Raw genomic sequence first — 19352 nt, forward strand, 5'->3', positions numbered from 1 at the left:
TCAGATGCCGAGCCCGCCCGCTACGTCGATGACGCCGCCGGTGATGTAGCCCCCGTTCTGGCCTGCCAGGAAGTTGACCAGGGCAGCCACCTCTTCGAGCGTCGCGATGCGGCGGATCGGGTGCATGTCGAGGAAGGCGTCGGGCGCCGTCGTGCTGCCCAGGGCCTCGACCATCATGTCGGTCGGCATGGCGCCGGGCTGGACCACGTTGACGGTGATGTTGCGCGGCCCGAGATCGCGCGCTACGCCCTTGGCATAGCCGATCAGGGCGGCCTTGGTGCCGGCGTAGTCGGCCACGCCCGGGATCAGCGCCAGCGTGCCGTTGAGCGAGCCGATGAAGATGATCCGGCCGCCATCGGACAGGGCCGCCGCCGCCGCCCGCGTGGTCGCGATCGTTCCCATGACGTTGACCTGCCACTGATGGTCCAGTTTGGCGGTGTCGAGCGCGGGATCGTCGACCTGCTGGCCCTTGGCCACGACTGCCGCATTGTTGACGAGGATGTCGAGGCGGCCGAAATGCGCCACCACCGCGTCGACCAGCGGCCTGGCCGCCGCCAGGTCGGCCTGGTCACTCCGGATGGCCAGCGCGCGCACACCCTTCGCCTTCAGTTTTTCCACCACCGCCTCGGCCTTGGTGCTCGAGGCCACATAGGTGATCGCCACGTCGGCGCCCTCCGCGGCGAGCGCCTCGGCGATCACTGCACCCAGCCCGCGCGAGCCCCCGGTCACCAGCGCGACCTTGCCTTTCAAACCATTCGACATACCGTCTCTCCAGATCAGCGTTTATTTCGTAACGACCGTTACGATAACGATGAGTATATAATTCGCGAATGGACTGTCAAGCATTTTTTGTAATGACCGTTATTGAAAAAGCGGAGGTATGCTGATGGGTCGCCATCGCGAATACGACGCCGACAAGGTGCTGGATGCCGCGCTGTGCGTGTTCTGGCGCAAGGGCTACGAGGGCGCCTCGTATGCCGACCTGACCGAGGCGGCCGGCGTCGAGCGGCCGGCGCTGTACTCGGCCTTCGGCAACAAGGAAGCGCTGTTCAAGCGCGTGCTGGAGCGCTACCACGAACGCTTCATGACCCACATCCCCGAAGGGCTGGCCAAGCCGACCTCGCGCGAAGTGGCCGCCCACATCTTGTACAGCTCGGTGGAGCTGAATACGCGCTATCCCGACCGCACCGGTTGCCTCGGCATCAACGGCGCGGTAGCCGGCGCGGACGAGTCGGAGCCGGTGCGCCAGGCCCTGATCGGTTTCCGCGCGCTCGGAGAAGCACAACTGCGCGAACGCTTCGAACGGGCGCAGGCCGAAGGCGACCTGCCTGCCTCGGCCCGTCCCGCCGCCCTGGCGGCCTATGTGATGGCGCTGCTGCACGGCATGGCCATCCAGGCCAAGGCCGGCTTCGAGCGCGAGATGCTCGATGCGGTGGTGGAGCAGGCGCTGTCGAACTGGCCCGGCGCCTGAGCCGCTTCCGGTCCGATTCCAGCCCGATTCTAGCGCGCGACCAGTTCGCGCACCCGCTGCGCCATCGCGTCGATCGAGAACGGCTTGGTCAGCACCGACATGCCGGGCGCGAGCTGCCCGTGGTCGAGCAAGGCGGTTTCGGCGTAGCCGGTGATGAACAAGACCTTCAGCAGGGGACGCTTGATGCGCGCCGCATCCGCCATCTGGCGTCCATTCATCATGCCCGGCAGGCCGACGTCCGAGATCACGAGGTCGATGCGCGCGTCCGATTGCAGCAGCGCCAGGCCGCCGGCGCCATCCTCGGCCTGGAGCACCGTGTAGCCCAGCTCCTCGAGCACGTCGACCACCAGCATGCGCACGCTCGGCTCGTCGTCCACCACCAGGATCGTCTCGCCCCGGCCGGCCGGCGGCGCGGCGTCGGCGGCCGGCGCCGCATCGCGCTCGTCGGCCTCACCGCGGTGGCGCGGCAGGAAGATGCTGACCGTGGTGCCCTGGCCCGGCTGCGAATCGATCGCCACCTGCCCGCCCGATTGCTTGGCGAAGCCGTAGATCATCGACAGGCCCAGTCCCGTGCCCTGGCCCAGCGGCTTGGTAGTGAAGAAGGGTTCGAAGGCCTTGGCCAGCACGTCCGGGGCCATGCCGGTGCCGCTGTCGGCGACCGACAGCACGAGATAGTCGCCTGGCGGCAGCTCATGGCCGCGCGCGGCGTCGGCGTCGAGCACGCGGTTGGCGGTGGCGATCGCGATGCGGCCGCCTTCAGGCATCGCGTCGCGCGCATTGATGCACAGGTTCAGCAGCGCGTTCTCGAGCTGCGACTGGTCGACCAGCGCCGTCCACGGCTCGCCGCTGTAATCCGGCTCCACCCGCACGCCGGGGCCCACCGTGCGCCGGATCATGTCCAGCAGGCCGTCGACCATCGTGTTGACGCAGATGGCGCGCGGCGCCAGCGTCTGGCGCCGCGAGAACGCCAGCAGCCGGTGGGTGAGCGCGGCGGCCCGCCTGGTCGCGCCTTGCGCCACCGCGACGTAGCGCTCGATCTCGTCCACGCGGCCCTGCCTGAGGCGCAGCTTGACCAGGTCCAGGCTGCCCGAGATGCCGGCCAGCAGGTTGTTGAAGTCGTGCGCCAGCCCGCCGGTGAGCTGGCCGACCGCCTCCATCTTTTGCGAATGGCGCAGCTGTTCGTGCGCACGCTCCAGCTCGGCCTGGCGTTCGCGCTCGACGCTGATGTCGCGCGCCGCGCAGTACACCTTGCCGTCGTCCGGCACCGCCGCCCACGACAGCCAGCGCCAGCCCCCGCCCCGGTGCCGGTAGCGGTTCTCGAAGCGCAAGGCGGGGGTGCCGTGCTCCAGCGCATTGCGCCAGATGTCCTCGGTGCCGTCGCGGTCGTCCGGATGGATGAAGTCGAGGAAAGGCGTGCCCGCGACCTCTTCCTCGGTCCAGCCCAGCGTGGCCTGCCAGGCCGGGTTCGAGGTCTCCATGAAGCCGTCGGCATTGAGCACGCCCAGGACGTCGGGGCTGAGCTGCCAGGTTCGTCCGCGCGCCCGCGCCTGGGCCACGACCTTTTGCTCCAGCTCCTCGTTCAATGCCCGCAGCTTGAGGATGGCCAGGTCGCGCTCGGCCTCGACCGCGCGCCTGCCCTCGACGTCGATCAGCACGCCGGGGAAGCGCAGCCCGGTGCCATCCGGCGCCAGGTCGACCCGGCCATTGGCCTCGATCCAGTAATAATTGCCGTCGGCGCGCCGCACCCGGTACTGGTGGGCGTAATGGCCGCCGCGCGCGATCACCGAGTTGATGGCCTGGGCCAGGCCGGCCTGGTCGTCCGGGTGCACCGTGGCCACGATCTGGGACAGGGACAGGCCGGTGCGCCCGATGGCGGGGTCGAGGCCGAAGGCGCGCGCGAAGGCTTCGTCGACGGTGAAGCGGTCGGTCGGCAGGTGCCAGAACCAGGTGCCGATGATAGCGCCGGCCTCCAGCGCCAACTGGACCCGCTCGGCATCGACGCGCGACGCCGATTCGTGCTCCCGCAGCACGGCTTCGTCGGCCGCCCGGCGCCGCTGGCTCAGCACCGCCTCGGTGGTTTCGATGCAGGTGCACAGCAGGCCGGGGATGCGGCCGGCGTCGTCGCGCACGGGACCGTAGGAATAGGTGAACCAGGTATGCTCGGCATAGCCCTTGCGCTGCATGACGAGCGCGATGTCGTTCATCTTGTGCGATTCGCCGCCCACCAGGGTGCGCTCGACCAACGGCCCGAGCACGTCCCAGATTTCGTGCCAGACGGCCTGGAACGGCTGCCCCAACGCGGCCGGGTGCTTGTTGCACAGGATCTCGGCGTAGGCGTCGTTGTAGAGCAGGATCTGCTCCGGCCCCCAGACGATAAAGCTCGGAAAGGCCGAGTCCAGCACGATATTGACGCTGGTGCGCAGCGTGGCCGGCCAGGTGGCGATCGGGCCCAGTGGCGAGGCAGTCCAGTCGTGGCCGCGGATTGCCGCCGCCATCGCGGCGCCGGAAGCGGGAAACACTGCTGGACTACCCATGGAATCGATCGTTTGCCTGATGGAGTTCCAGGACGTGGTTGCGCGCATTCATGCAGCATTATTGCATGTTCCTCAATGTCGCCGCGCCGCGATATCGGCGCCGCCGGACGATTTTTTTGCCGCTCACTCGACTACACTGGGAGGACGGCGCGCACGCGCAGTCCGGTGCGCCGACATCCCATAAGAACACCACGAAGGAGACGCGCGATGACCGATTTCATTACTCTACTTCCCACCCTCCTGATCGGGGCGCTGGCCCTGATCATGTTCGGGCTCGGCCTGTCCCTCACCGTCGGCGACTTCCGGCGCCTGCTCGGGCATCCGAAGGCGGTGCTGCTGGCGCTGGCGCTGCAGGCGCTGGCATTGCCGGCGCTGTGCTACGGCCTGGTGGTGGTGCTGGACGTGCCGCCCGTGTTCGCGATCGGCCTGATGCTGCTGGCCGCCTCGCCCGGCGGCGTCTCCGCGAATCTGTTCAGCCACCTGTTCGGCGGCAATGTGGCGATGAATATCTCGCTCACGGCGATCAACACGCTGCTGTCGATCGTGACGCTCCCCCTGATCGCCAACCTCGCCATCGCCAGCTTTTCGCAGAGCGGCCAGGTGGTGCCGATGCAAACCGCCAAGGTGATGGAAGTGATCGGCATCGTGCTGGTGCCGGTGGCGATCGGAATGGCGGTCAAGCGCGTCGCGCCGGGTTTCGCGGCGCGCACCGACAAGCCGATGAAGATTTTCTCGATGGCGGTACTGGCGGCGCTGGCGCTGATCGCCTTCGCCAAGGAATGGGATGCGCTGACCGGCTCGTTCGCCACAATCGGGCTGGCGGTGGTCCTGTTCAACGCGGCCAGCCTGGGCTTGGGTTACTACGTGCCGCGCATCGCCGGCCTCGACAAGCCGAACGCGGTGGCGATCGGCTACGAGATCGGGATCCACAATTCGACGCTGGCGATTTTCGTGGCGGTGTCGGTGCTGGGCGACTTCCAGCTGATGGTGCCGGCGGCGATCTATTCGATCAGCATGTATGTGCTGGCGACGGCGTTCGGGGTGCTGGTGCTGCGGCGCCAGGGCGCTGGCGTGAAGGTGGTGGCGGCGTCGAGCTGAATTCGAACTCGCACCGCCTGCTGTAGAACGTCGTTCCCGCGCGGGAACGACGTGCTGAGTTACGCGGCCAGGGCCATGCGTTCGTGGCCCGCACGCGAGCGCAACTGCGCCTGCGCCTGGTTCGCCACGCCAGCCTGCGCATCGACCTTGAACACGCTCACCATCTGCTGCAACGCATGCGCCTGGTCCTGCAGCGCGCCGGTGGCGGCGGCCGCTTCCTCGACCAGGGCGGCGTTCTGCTGGGTCGCCTGGTCCATATGGCTCACCGCTTCGTTGATCTGCTGGATGCCGGCGGTCTGCTCTTCGCCGGCGGCCAGGATCTCGGCCATGATGTCGCTGACGCGGGTGACGCTGGTGACGATCTCGTCCATGGTGGTGCCGGCGCTGTCGACCAGGGCGGTGCCCGCCTCGACGTTGCTGACCGAGGTATTGATCAGTTCCTTGATTTCCTTGGCCGCCGCCGCCGAGCGCTGCGCCAGGTTGCGCACTTCGCCGGCCACGACCGCGAAACCGCGGCCCTGCTCGCCTGCGCGGGCCGCTTCGACGGCCGCGTTCAGCGCCAGGATATTGGTCTGGAAGGCGATGCCGTCGATGGTCGAGATGATGTCGACGATGCGCTTGGACGAGGCATCGATGGCGCCCATGGTCTGCACCACTTCCGACACCAGCTGGCCGCCGCGCACCGCGACTTCGGACGCCGAGCGCGCCACGTTATTGGCCTGGCGCACGTTGTCGGCATTGTGCTGGACGGTGGTGGTCAATTCCTCGAGCGAGGAAGCGGTTTCTTCCAGGCCGCTGGCCTGCTGCTCGGTCCGCGCCGACAGATTCATATTGCCGGCCGCGATCTCGCTGCTGGCGCTGGCGATCGACATGCTGCTGTCGCGCACGCTGCGCACGGTGGTGGCCAGTTGCTGCTGCATGGTGGCCAGGCCCTTGAGCAGTGCGCCCATTTCGTCGTCACGGTCGACCTCGACGCGGGTGGACAGGTCGCCGTGCGCCATTGCGTCGAAGTGGCCGAGCGCATGGTCGAGCGGACGCATGATGGCGCGCAGCAGCAGCCACGACGACACCGCCGCCAGCAGCACGCCGAGCACCACGCTGGCGCCCGAAACCCACATCAGCATGTCGAACAGGCGGCCGCTCTCGTCGTAACCCTTTTTGGCGGTGCTCAACTGGTAATCGTCCAGCGCGACCGATGCCTTGTCGAAGGTGCCGTACAAGGCCGTCATTTCCTTCATCGACAGCGCCTCGATGCGCTCGACGTTCATCTGTTCGATGGCGGTAGCCAGCGCCAGCATGCCGTCGTTGATGTAGCGGTTGCGTTCGACTTCCAGGGTCCTGGCCAGGTCCGCTTCCTCGGCGTCGCGCGGCAGGGCCAGGTAGCGCTGCCATTCCTTGTTCGAATCGTCGATGAAGCCCTTGGCGCGGCTCAGGGTCTTGCCGACGTCGGCCGCGTCCGGATGGAACACGGCGCGGTCCAGGCCGAAGCGGGCGCGGTTCAGGAAGTTCTTGGAATTATTGATCGCGATGCTGGACGCCAGCTGGTTCGAATACACCTGCTCGAGCGTGCCGTGGTCTTCACGCATGCCGTAGATGCCGAGCAGGCCGACGGCGGTGATGAGGAAGCCGAGCATGGCCATCGTGGCGATGAGCCGGATTCGCAGTGTCAATTTGAAAAGCATGGTTGCCCTGAAGATGAAGGTTTTTTTCGTGAGAACGCACAACAACGAAACCTTATCTCCAGTGCGGCAATTTTTCAGCAAAAACCGAAGTTCGGTATCAGAATTGCAGGATACCGGTTGTTGCGCAGCAACAAAAAGAACGACCGATCTATCCTCTTCGGCAACTCGGTTAATGAACAGATCACATCATGCGGGTTTACTCTCCCCGTCAATCCAGCCTTCCCGCTGGAAAAGCGAATGGAGCCCGGAACATGAAACGGTATGTACGCGCCGTCAGGACGGTGGCCGGCACCGACGAAAATCCGGCAATCGGAAAACCGGCAATACCAGGATCGCCCTCCCAAGTACGAGCAGTCAGGCCGGACGGGGATCCCTCAGTCCAGCCTTCCTGCCGGATAAGCAAACGGCGCGCCCTCCATCAGGCGCAGGCGCCGATACACCAGCAAGCCGGCCACGACGATCGCGGCGATGGTCGCCGATGCCCAGAACGGCAGGCTGAACGACATGAACAGAATGGCTCCCACCAGCGGGCCGATAAGGCTCAGGCCGACCGCGAACAACCAGTAAAAAATGGCGCTCCAGGACGGCGCGCGCGCATGGTCGCGCAATGCCAGTGCAATGGCCGGCAAGGTCATGCAGCACATGCAGGCAGACGCTGCCAGCGCATTGCCACGCGCGCCGGCGACCAGCGCCATCAGGACAGCGGTGGCGCTGACGCAAGCCCAGATCGTCAGGCCCTGGCGTAACAGCCCATGCGCCAGCATGCGGTTGAAGCGCTGCGCTTCGGCGGGCATCGCCGGCGCCAGTCGCAGCAAGGCTTGCTCGCTCCCGCTGCGCGCAACCAGGGCCGGCACCGATCCGGCCTGGAACAGGAATGACAGCAGGATCAGCGCGGTCATGGCGGAGGCGGATGGTGCGAGCACCTCCGTCACGCCGGCAGTCGTTACCGAGCGGCCGAAATAGGTCAGGGTGGCGAACGTCAGTCCCGCAGCCGTCGCGCTCGCCATCGTGGCGGCCACGATATCGGGGCCAAGCGCGCGCATCAGCAGCGCACGCGGTTCACGGCGCGCAAGGTCGCGTCCCAGCGTCAGCCCATGCCACGCGAATCCGGCCAGGCCGCCAAAATGAAAGCCCTTGCTCCCCTTGCCGAGCATGCGCGCACGGTGCGCCAGCATATCCCAATGGCGATCGCCGGCCTGCGGCAGCAGCGCACGTGCGACCAGCACCGCGCATGGAATCATCGCCGCCACCACCACCGCCGTTGCCGCCGGACTCCGCAGGGCATCGAGCAGCCACGGCGGCGCCAGCTTGCCGGCCAGCGACGCGCCCAGCAATGGCAGGACCATGATCCAGCTGCCTTGTACGCAGCCCATGCCGGCCGCCACGCCCAGCGTCATCGCCATGGCCAGCAGCAGCATCAACGCCGGTCCATCCTGCAGCACGAGCAGGCCCGCCGTCAGCACGGCCATTGTGCCGCCCCAGAGCAGCACCGTCAGTTCGAACAGGCGCGCGCGCATGCCGGGCGCCAGTTGCGCGCTGGCCGGCGTGTTCAGGCCGCTCGCACCCGGCACGAAGCACATGGTCCAGGCAAACAGCATGATGATGGCCGGCATGCACAATGCCCAGCCGATGACGCCGGACATGCCGGCGTCGAGCGCGCCCAGGATCATGGCGAGCACCGTCATCGGTCCAATCGACAACAGCAGAATCGTATGGGCGGCGGGATGGGCTTGTGCGATCGCCGCATGCCATAGCAGCGCATACTGGCCAAGACGGCCAGGGTGGACCGGATAGCCGGTACGCGCCATCATCGGGTCACCTCGATGAACAGGTCTTCCAGGCTGCGAGGCGTACGCGCATCGGGCGCCACATGGCTGGCGGCGCCATCGAGCAGGTCGTCCAGGTCGCCTTCGAGCACGATGCGGCCGTCCTTGAGGAAGGCGACGTCCAGCGCCACCCGCTCCAGGTCGGTGAGAATATGGGTCGAGAACACCACCGTGGTGCCGCGCTCGATGACACCATCGATCAGCTCGGTGAGAAAATCGCGCCGGCCCGCTGGGTCCAGCGCCGACACCGGCTCGTCCAGCACCAGCAACTCCGGATCATGTGCCAGTGCGCGGACGATCGACAGGCGCTGCTGCTCGCCGCCCGACAGGCGCCGGATCGGCTTGTTGCGCAGCGCGATATCGATGCCCCAGCGATCCAGCAGGCCTTCCACCTTGGCATCGTTCCAGCGCGGATACAAGGCCTTGAAATAGGCCAGCATCTGCAGCGGTGTCATCCATTCGAACAAGTCGGATTTTTGCGGCACATAGCCTATGCGGGCGCGGGTCGCGTCCGACAGCGCGTCGAGCGGCTCGCCGAACAGCTGGACACTCCCGCCATCGATCTCGCGCAGGCCCAGCAGGCATTCCATCAGGGTCGACTTGCCGGCGCCATTGCGTCCCAGCAGGCCGATCACCTGGCCCTGCCCCACTTCCCAGTCGACGCCATCGAGGACGGGCTTGCTGTCGAAGCGCTTGGCGACGCCGCGCATCAGGATCGGGGATGCTGTCATGCTGATTCCTTCAGGATTTGGGTAAACAGGGTAAGGATGGCGTCGGGATCGAGCTCGAGCTCGCGCGCCTCGCGCGCGGCACGTTCCAGGGTCGGACGCAGCAGCGCCAGGCGCTCGCCGGCGTTGCCGACGCTGCGCGGGCGATCCGCGACCACCATGCCGACACCACGCCGACGCTCGAGCACGCCTTCCAGCTCGAGCAGTCCGTAGGCTTTCGAGACGGTCATCGGATTGACTGCGAGCTGCAGCGCGGTCTCGCGCACCGAGGGCAGCGCATCGCCCGGCGCCAGCTGGCCGCCGGCCGCCATGCGGCGCACCTGGTCGACCAGTTGCCGGTAGATCGGCTCGGTAGAGCCCGGGACGATCGAGAACAGTTGGGGAGCGTGGCTTGTCATCGCGTATTAGTGTATTAGTTGGTTGATACACTAAGCCCGGACGACGGCCATGTCAACCTCGACCGGAATTTCATGCACCGTGGGTGGGTGCCGCCTTCGGCAAAACTGGGACGAAAAAAAACCGGAGCCTCGGCTCCGGTCTTCATTCAATCGACGACGCGGATTACAGATGCACCGTAATCTGCGGCATCAGATCGTCGAAGGTACGGCCATTGCCGTTCTCGCCGATCGCATGCATCTTCCACTCGCCGTTGTGGCGGTACAGCTTGGCCATGATCTGAGCCGAGTGCGAACCCGTCACCGACAGATTGAAGCGCGCCACCTCTTGCTGATTAGCGGCGTTGATCAGGCGGCAATAGGCGTTCTCGACGGTCGAGAAATTCTGGCCGGTGAAGCTGTTCACCGTGAACACCAGCGCCTTGACATTCGCCGGCACCGCGTTCAGGTCGACATTGATCTGCTCGTCGTCACCATCGCCGGCGCCGGTGCGGTTGTCGCCCGAGTGCGAAATGCTGCCGTCGCGGCTCTTGAGCTGGCGGAACCAGACCACGTCCATCGGACGGTTCGATTCGTCGAACATCACCACCGAGGCGTCGAGGTCGACGGCTTCGGACTTGCCGCCGCCGAAGCCGAAGAAGCCTTTCGACTTGATCGCGTCCCAGCCGAGACCCATGGTCACGCGGGACAGGCCGCCACCGGCTTCCTTGTCCAGGGAGATCTTCTGTCCCTTTTGCAGATTGACTGACATATTATTCCTCCTTATTTCGCGGGCGCCTGCATCCAGGCCTTGAATGCGGTGCGGTTGCGCGAACAGACATAGACCTTGCCACGGCCCGAGAAGCGCAGGACCATGCCCTCGCCGCTGGTCTGGCTGTTGATCAGGTTACCCAGGAAGCCGCCGCTGGTGCCGGTCGTGATCGAGATCTCGTAGCGCAGGGTGCTGTCCCAGCACACCACGTGCGAGTTGTCGATGATCGCGTCCTTGCCCGGCTCGACGTCGAGGCTCGACATGGAACCGAAGCCCGACACCACCACCTGGCCCTGGCCGCTCGTCTCGGTGACGAAGAAGCCGCCGCTCTGCGCGAACAGGGCATTGCCCAGGCTTTGCGTGCGCACCCGCAGGTCCACGCCGGACGTGGCCGCAACGAAGGCGCCGTCGCTGATGATGTAGTTGTTCGGACCGACGTCGACGATCTGCATCGCGCCCGGCAGGGTCGGCGACAGCAGGCAGTCGCCCTCGCCGCGGGTCGCTTCGATGTGCTGCTGGAAGAACGACTCGCCGTTGGCGAAGGTGCGCATCAGCGCGCTGCCGAGTCCCCCCTTCATCTTGCCCTTGAGATCGAGGGTCGATTCCATCATCACCATCGCGTCGGATTCGCAATAGATGGTCTCGCCCTGCTTCATCGACACGTGCAGGAAGGGATCGACGTCCCCGGTCACGGTAAATACTGGCATTTGGCTCCCTTTCATGAGGCGGTCGTTATCGACCGCCCCTACATTACCTTAAACGTTCACGCCGTAGTTGCGGGCCAGTGGGCCCAGGCCGCCGTTGAAGCCCTGGCCGATCGCGCGGAACTTCCAGTCGGCGCCGTTGCGGTACACCTCGCCAAAGATCATCGCCGCCTCGGTCGAGCTGTCTTCCGACAGGTCGTAGCGCGCGACTTCCTGGTTGTTGGCGTTGTTGACGCAGCGGATGAAGGCCTTGCCGACCATGCCGAAGTTCTGGCGGCGCGCTTCGGCGTCGTGGATGGTCACGCCCAGCACGACCTTGTCGACGTCGGCTGGCACCTTGGTCAGGTCGATGGTGACGAATTCGTCGTCGCCTTCACCCGCGCCGGTGGTGTTGTCGCCCGAGTGGACGATCGAGCCGTCGGCCGATTTCAGGTTGTTATAGAAGATGAAGTCGCTGTCCGAACGCACCTTGCCGGACGAGTTCAGCAGGAACACGGCGCCGTCGAGGTCGAAGGCTGCGCCGTCGGTGGCGCGAATGTCCCAGCCGAGGCCGACTTTCAGCGAAGTCAGGCCTGGAGCTTCTTTCGACAGGTTGACGTTGCCGCCTTTTTGCAGACTGATTGCCATGATGAGACTCTCCTAGTTAATGAACACCGGGTTGCAAACGCAGCGAGCTGGTGTTCAGCCGCTCGCCGCGGATTCTGTTACTGCCTTACGCGCCGCCCTCCAGCGCCGCGTGCTTTTTCTTGTACTGCAGCGAACTCCACAGCGAAGCCAGGATGAAGGCCACGCCGACGCCGCCGGTGATCAGCTCGGGCACATGCCACTTCATGCTCGCCAGCATGATCACGGCCAGGATGCCGATCGCGTAGTGCGCGCCATGCTCCAGGTAGACGTATTCGTCCAGCGTGCCCTTGCGCACCAGGAACACGGTCATCGAACGCACGAACATCGCGCCGATTGCCAGGCCCAGCATGATGATCACGACGTCGCTGGTGATCGCGAAGGCGCCGATCACGCCGTCGAACGAGAACGAGGCATCCAGCACTTCGAGGTACAGGAAGCCGCCGATACCGCCCTTCTTGACCGCGTCGCCGACGGCGCCGGCTTCGGACTCGCTCTTTTCCAGCATGCTGCTGAGCATGTCGACACCGACATAGACCAGGATGCCCCACATACCTGCGATCAGGACGACCATCTTCTGCGCTTCGTCAACATAGGTCATGCTGCCCAGCAGCGCGGCGATCGCGATCATCACGGCGATCGAGGACACCTTGCCCAGCGCGCCGATCTTGGCTTCGAAGTTGCCCAGCCAGTGGGTTTCCTTCTCGTCGTCCAGCATGAAGTTCAGGAACACCAGCAGCAGGAACATGCCGCCGAAGGCCGCCACTTCGGCGTGGTGATTGGTCAGGTGGGTCGAGAACGCCTTCGGATCCGTCAGCGCCAGGTTCCACACTTCCATGGCGCCCAGGTCCGCGGCCACGGCCACGATCACCAGCGGGAACACCAGGCGCATGCCGAACACGGCGATGATGATGCCGACGCCCAGGAACAGCTTGATCCAGAACTCGTCCCAGCCCTTGAGCACCGAGGCGTTGACCACGGCGTTGTCGAAGGACAGCGAGACTTCCATCACCGCCAGGATGGCGGCCACGCCCAGCGCGGTGAACGCAGCGCTCATGCCGCCATGCTCGAAGCCCCACCACGCGGAGAGCGCGAGGCAGACTGCGGTCACGATGAATGACCAGGTAAAGTATTTCATTGGTTTTTTCCCTCTTGTAAGTTATGCGCCAATGGTATCGGCGAGCTGTATTGTAAAAGCTTGGCTCTTATTGAAAAAGCGAAGATAATCGAAATATTACTTCCGAAAAACAGAAGAAATGAACCACGCGCCACCCAATTTCCGTCACCTTTATTACTTCTGGGTGGTCGCCAAGGAAGGCAGCATCACGCGCGCCGCCGAGCGCCTTGGCCTGGCGATCCAGACTGTCAGCACACAGCTTACCCTGCTTGAACAAGCGTTTGGTAAAGCACTGTTCAACCAGCAAGGACGGCGCCTGAACCTGACCGAGGCCGGCCGCCTGGCGCTGTCCTATGCCGACCAGATCTTCCTGCTGGGAGAGCAGATGCAGGAGGCGCTGGACGCCTCGGACAGCACCCGCATCCGGCTCGCGGTGGGCATCTCGGATTCGCTGCCCAAGTTCACCGCCTACCGCCTGCTCGAGGTGACGACCCAGCTCGCCACGCCGGTGCGCCTGGTCTGCCATGAAGACGAATACGAAGCCCTGCTGGGCGACCTGGCCCTGCACAAGCTGGACGTGGTGCTGACCGACCGCGCGGTGCCGACCGGGACCACGCTGCGCGTGTTCAGCCATCTGCTGTCGGAGAACGAGATGTTCGTGGTCGGCGCCCCGGCCCTGGCCAGGAACTACCGCAAGGATTTCCCGGCCTCGCTGCACGGCGCCCCGATCCTGCTCCCGACCCGCAACAATGCCCTGCGCGGCAAGATCGACGACTGGTTCGAGCGCCACGCGATCCGGCCCGACGTGGTCGGCGAGTTCGAGGACAACGCCCTGCTCAACACCTTCGGCCGGCGCGGGCTCGGCCTGTTCTTCACCCCGGCGGCGCCGGTGGCCGACATCAAGGTCCAGCTCGGGGCCGAGCTGGTGGGCCGGGTGCCGGAGGTGCGCGAGCATTTCTATGCGATCTCGAACGAACGCAAGATCAAGCATCCGGCGGTCGAAGCCATCCTGGCTGCCGTGCACAAGGAATCCCTCAGCGCGGAGTAAAGACGGGCCAGGTTGTACAATGACCCCTTGCTTTGCCTTTTGTTAATACAAAACCGGTATGGAAAACTTTCTATTCGTCGTTCTCGCTTTCTTCCTGGTGGCGCTGAACGGCTTCTTCGTGGCGGCCGAATTCAGTATCGTCACGCTGCGCAAGACCCGCGTGCGCGCGATCGCCAAGACCACCGGCCTGCGCGGACGCATCCTGGCCAAGGTCCACGGCCAGCTCGACGCCTACCTGTCGGCCTGCCAGCTCGGCATCACCCTGGCCTCGCTGGGCCTGGGCTGGGTCGGCGAACCGGCCTTCGCCAGCCTGCTCGAGCCGGTGTTCGCCTTCGTCGGCGTCACCTCCGAGGAACTGATCCACGGCGTGTCCTTCGTCGTCGCCTTCTCGGTGATCTCCTTCCTGCACATCGTGGTCGGCGAGCTGGCGCCCAAGTCGCTGGCGATCCGGCTGCCGGAATCGGTCGCCTTGTGGTGCGCGATGCCGCTGTATGGCTTCTACTGGGCGATGTACCCGGCGATCGCCCTGCTCAATGCCAGCGCCAACGCCGTGCTGCGCATGGCCGGCCTGGCCGGCGCCGGCGGCCACGACACCCATTACTCGCTCGACGAGCTCAAGCTCATCCTGCGCACCAATACCAATACCACCACGCCGGGCGAGCAGATCACCCAGGACGACCGCAACATCCTGGCCCAGTCGCTCGACTTCAGCACGCTGCAGGTGTCCGAGCTGATGCGGCCGATCAACGAGGTCAGCGCCCTGTACGCCAGCCGCTCGCTGGAAGAGAACCTGGAAACGGTGCGCCGCAACCGCTTTTCGCGCTACCCGTATTTCGACGAGGAAGGCGAGGAGGTGCTGGGCATCATCCACCTGAAGGACCTGTATTTCGCGCTGCAGGCGGGCCGCCCGGTCACCGACCTGACGCAGTTCCTGCGCCCGGTCGAGTCGATCTCGGCGCGTACCCCGGCCCAGGACATCTTCCGGCGCTTCCGCGGCGGCGCGCCGCACTTCGCCCTGATCGGCGAGAAGGGCAAGCGCCCGGTCGGCTTCGTCACCCTGGACAATCTGCTGGGGGCGATGGTGGGCGAGATCCGCGACGAGTTCCGGATGAACGAAAACGACTGGCTCAAGCAGACCGACGGCACCTATATCGGCAAGGCCAGCCTGCCGATCTTCTCGCTCGAACGCCTGCTCGGGATCGACATCGACAACGAGCAGATGGGGCTGGAAGACGTGGAATCGGTCGGCGGCCTGCTGATGGAAAAGCTGGGCGACATCCCGAAGCAGGGCCAGCGCATCGAGTTCCCGCAGTTCGACGTTGTGGTGAAAAAGATGAACGGGCCGCGCATCCTGCTGGTCAAAGTCATACCGCAATTGACCCGCGCAAATGAGAACGACGAGCGCGATTGATGTATTTATAGCCTCATTGCATGACCGCTTTTGCTGACTTCGCAGCTGAAAAATGTTATTTTCAGTGCATGGTCTGCCGTATACCGATTAGAAGGCATTAAATGTCCGTCAAGACTCGCAACAACGTCCACGTGACCGGCCAGGGAGCGGCCACGATGGTGTTTGCCCACGGTTTCGGCTGCGACCAGACCATGTGGCGCTTTCTCGCGCCCGTCTACCAGGACCGGTTCCGCGTCATCACCTATGACCTGACGGGCTGCGGTGGCTCCGACCTGGCGGCCTACGACCGCGCCAGATATGCTTCGCTGCACGGCCACGCCGACGACCTGCTCGAGATCGTCGAGGAGTTCGCCATCGGGCCGGTGGTCGTGGTCGGCCACTCGGTCAGCGCCATGATCGGCATGCTGGCCACCATCGCAGCGCCTGGGCGCTTCGCGGCCCAGGCCATGATCGGCCCCTCCCCCTGCTACATCAACGATGGCGACTATGTCGGCGGCTTCAGCCGCGAAGACATCGGCGAGCTGCTCGACACCATGGAAGCGAACTACCTGGGCTGGGCGCAGAGCCTGGCCCCGGCCATCATGGGCGCCCCCAACCGGCCCGACCTGCGCGAGGAACTGACCAACAGCTTCTGCCGCAACGATCCCGAGATCGCGCGCCATTTCGCCTGCGTCACTTTCCTGTCCGACCACCGGGCCGACGTGGCCAGATCGACCGTGCCGGCCCTGGTCCTGCAATGCAGCGACGACCTGATCGCGCCACGCACGGTCGGCGAGTGGCTGCACCGCAACCTGCCCAGCAGCAGCCTGGCCGTGATCGACAACGTCGGCCACTGCCCGCACATGAGCGCGCCGACCGCCAGTACACGCGCGATCGACGTCTTCCTCGCGCAGACGCTGCGCTGAGCGCCAATGAACGCTGCCCTGCCCGCCGTCGATTCCCTTTACGAGCAGGCGGCATGCGGGCTGCTGGCAACCGATGCCGACGGCATCATCGTGCGCGCCAATGCGACCATCCACGCCTGGCTCGGCCTACCGGCCGGCGCACTGGCCGGCAAGACGCGCTACCGCAACCTACTGTCGATGGGCGCCCGGCTCCACCACCACGTCCGCTGTGAGCCGCTGCTGCAGCTGGAGGGCGAGGTCAACGAGGTCCAGGTCGACCTGATCGCCGTCGGCGGCGAACATGTGCCGGTGCTGCTCAACATCGTGCGCCGGCCCGGCGCCGATGGCAGCTACCTCGACCACTGGGCCGTGTTCAGGTCGAGCCGGCGCCATGCCTATGAACACGCGCTGCTCAGCGCGCGCAAGGTGGCCGAGGAAGCGCTCGAGGCGCAGCGCGCGGCCGACCTGCAGCTCGAGGCGCTGAACCTGCAGCTGACGGCAGCCGACCTGCGCAAGGACGAATTCCTGGCCACCCTGTCGCACGAACTGCGCAACCCGCTGGCGCCGATGCGCAGCGCGGTCGACGTCTTCAAGCTCAAGTACGGCGGCAGCGGCGACGAGCGCCTGCTGCAGGCCTTCGACCGCCAGCTGAACCACCTGACGCGGCTGGTGGACGACCTGATGGACGTCTCGCGCATCACCCAGAACCGGATGCGGCTGCGGCGCACGCCGGTCGACCTGGCGCCGCTGGTGCGCAGCGCGGCCCAGGACATGGCGCCGGCCATGGCGGCGGCGCGCCATACCCTGCGCCTGTCCGTGCCGGATGCGCCGCTGGTGGTCGACGGCGACGCCACCCGCCTGGCGCAGGTGGTCATCAACCTGCTGGCCAATGCCGCCAAGTACACGCCGGATGGCGGCCTGATCGACGTCGAACTCGCCTGCGCAGATAGCCACGCCGAACTGCGCGTGCGCGACAACGGCATCGGCATCCCGGCCGATGCGCTGGGCGCGGTGTTCAATATGTTTGCCCAGCTCGAGCCGGGCCTCGACCGCGCCAGGGGCGGACTCGGCATCGGGCTGGCGCTGGCGCGCGGCATCGTCGACCTGCATGGCGGCGAGATCCTGGTCGAAAGCCCCGGCCCCGGCCTGGGGAGCGAATTCACGCTGCGCCTGCCGCTGGTCGCCGGCTGCGCCGCGCAAGAAGAAACGATGGCGCCGGCCACGCTGGTCTCGCCCAAGCGGGTGCTGGTGGTGGACGACAACTTCGATACCGCCGAGACCATGGCGCTGGCGCTGGAACTGTTCGGCTGCGAGACGCGCATGGCGCATACCGCGACGGATGCACTGGAAGTCGCGGCCGAATTCGCGCCCGACGTCGCCCTGCTCGACATCGGGCTGCCCGATTACAACGGCTACGAACTCGCGCGGCGCCTGCGCGCCCTGCCCCGCGGGCTGGACACGACCCTTATCGCCGCCACCGGCTGGGGCCAGGACAAGGACCGCACGCTGGCGCTGGACGCGGGCTTCGATCATCACCTGACCAAGCCGATCGATTTCGAGCAGCTGCGCCTGCTGCTACGATGAGCGCACGTCCACTTCGAACACGCACCATGACCATTCCGTTTTCTTTCCATGCCCGGCTGGCGACAGGCCTGCTGTGCCTGGCCGCGCTGATGCACCTGGGCACCGCCGCCGCCTGCGAACGGCGCTATCCCGAAGCCAACGGCGACGACCGCACCCGCCACGTCGCCCTGTCGGCGCGCTGGCCCGACGCCCAGATCCTGCAGAACCTGCGGCTGCAGCTCGACCGCGCCGAGGTCAGGCAGACCGAGAGCAAGGATGCGCTCAAGACGGAATATGGCTACTTCGGGCGCACGGTGACGATCACGCGCTCGGTGAAGAACGGCGTCGAGGTGCAGTTGCTGGAAAAAGGCAGGGACAAGCTGGTGTGGAAGCTGGGTAGCTGCTGAGCTGCTAGCCCGGCGCGGTCTCGTCGTCATGCTTGACGATGGGATCCTCGGTCCCGGTCCATTCGCTCATCAGCGAATAGCCGACCGCCAGCAGCACCGGCCCGATGAACATGCCGACGAAGCCGAAGGCGATCACGCCGCCCAGCACCCCGAGCAGCGTGAGCAGGAACGGCAAACTGCTGCCGCGGCTGATCAGCATCGGCCGCACGACGTTGTCGACGCCGCTGATCAGGACCGTGCCCCAGATCGCCATGAAGATCGCCCAGCCGGTCTCGCCATGGGCGAACAGCCACACCGTGGCGCCGCCCCACACCAGCGGCGGACCGAGCGGGATCAGGGAGGTCAGGAACACCAGCACCGACAGCAGCGGCACCGCCGGCACGCCGGCAATCGCAAACCCGACCGCCGCCACCAGCGCCTGCGCGAGCGCCGTGCCGAGCAGACCGTACATCACGCCGCGCACGGTCTGGCTGACCGTGTGCTGGATCGATTCGGCGCCCTCGCCCATCACCTTGCGCATCGTTAACGCGATCACGGCCAGCAGCGCATTGCCGTCGCGGTACAGGAAGAAGCTGACGAAGGCCGCCAGGCTCATCTGCACGACGCCGGTGCCGAGCATGATGCCGCCCGCCACCAGCCAGTGACGCGCCGGTTCCAGCATGCGCTGGGCCAGGGACAGCATCTGTTCGCGACTGGCGATCAGCTCGTGCAGGTAGTCGACCAGCGTGGGGCCGATCAGGGGAATGTCGGCCAGCCAGGCAGGCGGCGCCAGCTCGCGGTGCTCGATCAGCTGCCGCACTTCACCGAAGCCGCGCGCCACGTCGTCGGCCAGGTTATAGGCCACCATCGACAGCGGGATGATGAACAGCAGGGTCAGCGTGAGCGTCATCGTCAGCGCCGCGACCGTGCGCTGGCCGCGCAGCTCGCGCAGCAGGCGCAGGTACAGGGGCCAGGTCGAGATGGCGACCGCGGCGGCGAACAGGATGGCCGGCAGGAAGGGACGCAGGACGTAGAGGCAGCCCAGCGTCAGCAGGACGACGATGGCGATGCGGGTGTAATTTCTTCCGGGTCGCGCTTCCATGCCGTCCTGTATGAATGATGTTTACATC

General features: G+C 65.9%; 19 protein-coding genes. 8 read left to right on the plus strand and 11 right to left on the minus strand.

The genetic code is table 11. The features are described 5' to 3' along the window. Positions 1 to 762 (minus strand): SDR family NAD(P)-dependent oxidoreductase, encoded by a 762-nt coding sequence (locus J3U95_RS01010; RefSeq protein ID WP_208276856.1) that lies wholly within the window; start codon positions 760 to 762, stop codon positions 1 to 3. 124 nt (positions 763 to 886) lie between these two features. On the opposite strand from J3U95_RS01010, the gene J3U95_RS01015 reads away from it, so the two are divergent. Continuing rightward, positions 887 to 1471, plus strand: a complete 585-nt coding sequence (locus J3U95_RS01015; RefSeq protein WP_109347967.1) for a TetR/AcrR family transcriptional regulator — start codon at positions 887 to 889, stop codon at positions 1469 to 1471. Between the two features lie 29 nt (positions 1472 to 1500). On the opposite strand, the gene J3U95_RS01020 is transcribed toward J3U95_RS01015, so the two are convergent. Further along, complete coding sequence (locus J3U95_RS01020) at positions 1501 to 4005, minus strand: PAS domain-containing hybrid sensor histidine kinase/response regulator family protein (protein WP_229519568.1); 2505 nt, start codon at positions 4003 to 4005, stop codon at positions 1501 to 1503. Between the two features lie 207 nt (positions 4006 to 4212). On the opposite strand from J3U95_RS01020, the gene J3U95_RS01025 reads away from it, so the two are divergent. Next, positions 4213 to 5103, plus strand: coding sequence for a bile acid:sodium symporter family protein (locus J3U95_RS01025; RefSeq protein WP_208276858.1), 891 nt, complete (start codon positions 4213 to 4215; stop codon positions 5101 to 5103). Between the two features lie 59 nt (positions 5104 to 5162). Here J3U95_RS01025 and J3U95_RS01030 read toward each other — a convergent pair whose 3' ends face one another. After that, positions 5163 to 6737, minus strand: coding sequence for a methyl-accepting chemotaxis protein (locus J3U95_RS01030; RefSeq protein ID WP_229519569.1), 1575 nt, complete (start codon positions 6735 to 6737; stop codon positions 5163 to 5165). Between J3U95_RS01030 and J3U95_RS01035 the strand changes: the two genes are divergently transcribed. Further along, positions 6675 to 7040: a hypothetical protein gene (locus tag J3U95_RS01035; RefSeq protein WP_208277069.1), complete on the plus strand. Its 366-nt coding sequence runs from the start codon at positions 6675 to 6677 to the stop codon at positions 7038 to 7040. The two genes, J3U95_RS01030 and J3U95_RS01035, sit on opposite strands and share 63 nt — an antisense overlap. A gap of 119 nt (positions 7041 to 7159) precedes the next feature. On the opposite strand, the gene J3U95_RS01040 is transcribed toward J3U95_RS01035, so the two are convergent. The 7 genes from J3U95_RS01040 to J3U95_RS01070 all read right to left on the minus strand — a co-directional run bounded on the left by J3U95_RS01040 (position 7160) and on the right by J3U95_RS01070 (position 12951). Further along, positions 7160 to 8596, minus strand: a complete 1437-nt coding sequence (locus J3U95_RS01040) for a hypothetical protein (RefSeq protein ID WP_208276860.1) — start codon at positions 8594 to 8596, stop codon at positions 7160 to 7162. Beyond that, complete coding sequence (locus J3U95_RS01045; protein WP_208276861.1) at positions 8593 to 9342, minus strand: ABC transporter ATP-binding protein; 750 nt, start codon at positions 9340 to 9342, stop codon at positions 8593 to 8595. The genes J3U95_RS01040 and J3U95_RS01045 overlap by 4 nt, the downstream gene beginning before the upstream one ends. Next, complete coding sequence (locus J3U95_RS01050; protein ID WP_208276862.1) at positions 9339 to 9737, minus strand: GntR family transcriptional regulator; 399 nt, start codon at positions 9735 to 9737, stop codon at positions 9339 to 9341. The genes J3U95_RS01045 and J3U95_RS01050 overlap by 4 nt, the downstream gene beginning before the upstream one ends. A 163-nt stretch (positions 9738 to 9900) precedes the next feature. Beyond that, on the minus strand, positions 9901 to 10485 hold the full coding sequence (locus tag J3U95_RS01055) for a TerD family protein (protein ID WP_208276863.1): 585 nt from the start codon (positions 10483 to 10485) through the stop codon (positions 9901 to 9903). An 11-nt stretch (positions 10486 to 10496) separates the two neighbouring features. Next, entirely contained in the window at positions 10497 to 11192 is a 696-nt protein-coding gene (locus tag J3U95_RS01060) for a TIGR00266 family protein (protein ID WP_208276864.1), read from the minus strand. A gap of 48 nt (positions 11193 to 11240) precedes the next feature. Next, entirely contained in the window at positions 11241 to 11816 is a 576-nt protein-coding gene (locus tag J3U95_RS01065) for a TerD family protein (protein WP_208276865.1), read from the minus strand. Between the two features lie 85 nt (positions 11817 to 11901). Continuing rightward, entirely contained in the window at positions 11902 to 12951 is a 1050-nt protein-coding gene (locus J3U95_RS01070) for a DUF475 domain-containing protein (RefSeq protein WP_208276866.1), read from the minus strand. Positions 12952 to 13069: 118 nt separating this feature from the next. Here J3U95_RS01070 and nhaR point away from each other — a divergent pair, with 118 nt between their 5' ends. The 5 genes from nhaR (at position 13070) to J3U95_RS01095 (ending at position 18243) form a co-directional block, all read left to right on the plus strand. Then, positions 13070 to 13978, plus strand: coding sequence for a transcriptional activator NhaR (gene nhaR, locus J3U95_RS01075; RefSeq protein ID WP_208276867.1), 909 nt, complete (start codon positions 13070 to 13072; stop codon positions 13976 to 13978). 58 nt (positions 13979 to 14036) lie between these two features. Then, positions 14037 to 15389 carry a hemolysin family protein gene (locus J3U95_RS01080; RefSeq protein WP_208276868.1) on the plus strand — a complete coding sequence of 451 codons (1353 nt, stop codon included), beginning with the start codon at positions 14037 to 14039 and terminating at the stop codon, positions 15387 to 15389. A 101-nt stretch (positions 15390 to 15490) separates the two neighbouring features. Continuing rightward, positions 15491 to 16294, plus strand: coding sequence for an alpha/beta fold hydrolase (locus tag J3U95_RS01085; protein WP_208276869.1), 804 nt, complete (start codon positions 15491 to 15493; stop codon positions 16292 to 16294). A 6-nt stretch (positions 16295 to 16300) separates the two neighbouring features. Then, a complete protein-coding gene (locus tag J3U95_RS01090; protein ID WP_208276870.1) occupies positions 16301 to 17857 on the plus strand; it encodes a hybrid sensor histidine kinase/response regulator in 1557 nt (518 codons plus the stop codon). Between the two features lie 26 nt (positions 17858 to 17883). Further along, on the plus strand, positions 17884 to 18243 hold the full coding sequence (locus J3U95_RS01095; RefSeq protein WP_208276871.1) for a hypothetical protein: 360 nt from the start codon (positions 17884 to 17886) through the stop codon (positions 18241 to 18243). A gap of 4 nt (positions 18244 to 18247) precedes the next feature. Here J3U95_RS01095 and J3U95_RS01100 read toward each other — a convergent pair whose 3' ends face one another. Beyond that, positions 18248 to 19324, minus strand: a complete 1077-nt coding sequence (locus J3U95_RS01100; protein ID WP_208276872.1) for an AI-2E family transporter — start codon at positions 19322 to 19324, stop codon at positions 18248 to 18250. Positions 19325 to 19352: the final 28 nt, after the last annotated feature.

It is taken from the genome of Massilia oculi, assembly GCF_017582745.1.
In the GTDB taxonomy this organism is placed as follows: Bacteria; Pseudomonadota; Gammaproteobacteria; order Burkholderiales; family Burkholderiaceae_D; genus Telluria; species Telluria oculi_A.

Bases quoted from the DNA above. Each gene is read 5' to 3' on its own strand.
- J3U95_RS01065 (WP_208276865.1), bottom strand. From the start codon at position 11,816: ATGGCAATCAGTCTGCAAAAAGGCGGCAACGTCAACCTGTCGAAAGAA.
- J3U95_RS01040 (WP_208276860.1), bottom strand. From the start codon at position 8,596: ATGATGGCGCGTACCGGCTATCCGGTCCACCCTGGCCGTCTTGGCCAG.
- J3U95_RS01055 (WP_208276863.1), bottom strand. From the start codon at position 10,485: ATGTCAGTCAATCTGCAAAAGGGACAGAAGATCTCCCTGGACAAGGAA.
- J3U95_RS01095 (WP_208276871.1), top strand. From the start codon at position 17,884: ATGACCATTCCGTTTTCTTTCCATGCCCGGCTGGCGACAGGCCTGCTG.
- J3U95_RS01080 (WP_208276868.1), top strand. From the start codon at position 14,037: ATGGAAAACTTTCTATTCGTCGTTCTCGCTTTCTTCCTGGTGGCGCTG.
- J3U95_RS01090 (WP_208276870.1), top strand. From the start codon at position 16,301: ATGAACGCTGCCCTGCCCGCCGTCGATTCCCTTTACGAGCAGGCGGCA.
- J3U95_RS01010 (WP_208276856.1), bottom strand. From the start codon at position 762: ATGTCGAATGGTTTGAAAGGCAAGGTCGCGCTGGTGACCGGGGGCTCG.
- J3U95_RS01015 (WP_109347967.1), top strand. From the start codon at position 887: ATGGGTCGCCATCGCGAATACGACGCCGACAAGGTGCTGGATGCCGCG.
- J3U95_RS01085 (WP_208276869.1), top strand. From the start codon at position 15,491: ATGTCCGTCAAGACTCGCAACAACGTCCACGTGACCGGCCAGGGAGCG.
- J3U95_RS01020 (WP_229519568.1), bottom strand. From the start codon at position 4,005: ATGGGTAGTCCAGCAGTGTTTCCCGCTTCCGGCGCCGCGATGGCGGCG.
- J3U95_RS01030 (WP_229519569.1), bottom strand. From the start codon at position 6,737: ATGCTCGGCTTCCTCATCACCGCCGTCGGCCTGCTCGGCATCTACGGC.
- J3U95_RS01070 (WP_208276866.1), bottom strand. From the start codon at position 12,951: ATGAAATACTTTACCTGGTCATTCATCGTGACCGCAGTCTGCCTCGCG.
- J3U95_RS01050 (WP_208276862.1), bottom strand. From the start codon at position 9,737: ATGACAAGCCACGCTCCCCAACTGTTCTCGATCGTCCCGGGCTCTACC.
- J3U95_RS01100 (WP_208276872.1), bottom strand. From the start codon at position 19,324: ATGGAAGCGCGACCCGGAAGAAATTACACCCGCATCGCCATCGTCGTC.
- J3U95_RS01025 (WP_208276858.1), top strand. From the start codon at position 4,213: ATGACCGATTTCATTACTCTACTTCCCACCCTCCTGATCGGGGCGCTG.
- J3U95_RS01045 (WP_208276861.1), bottom strand. From the start codon at position 9,342: ATGACAGCATCCCCGATCCTGATGCGCGGCGTCGCCAAGCGCTTCGAC.
- J3U95_RS01060 (WP_208276864.1), bottom strand. From the start codon at position 11,192: ATGCCAGTATTTACCGTGACCGGGGACGTCGATCCCTTCCTGCACGTG.
- nhaR (WP_208276867.1), top strand. From the start codon at position 13,070: ATGAACCACGCGCCACCCAATTTCCGTCACCTTTATTACTTCTGGGTG.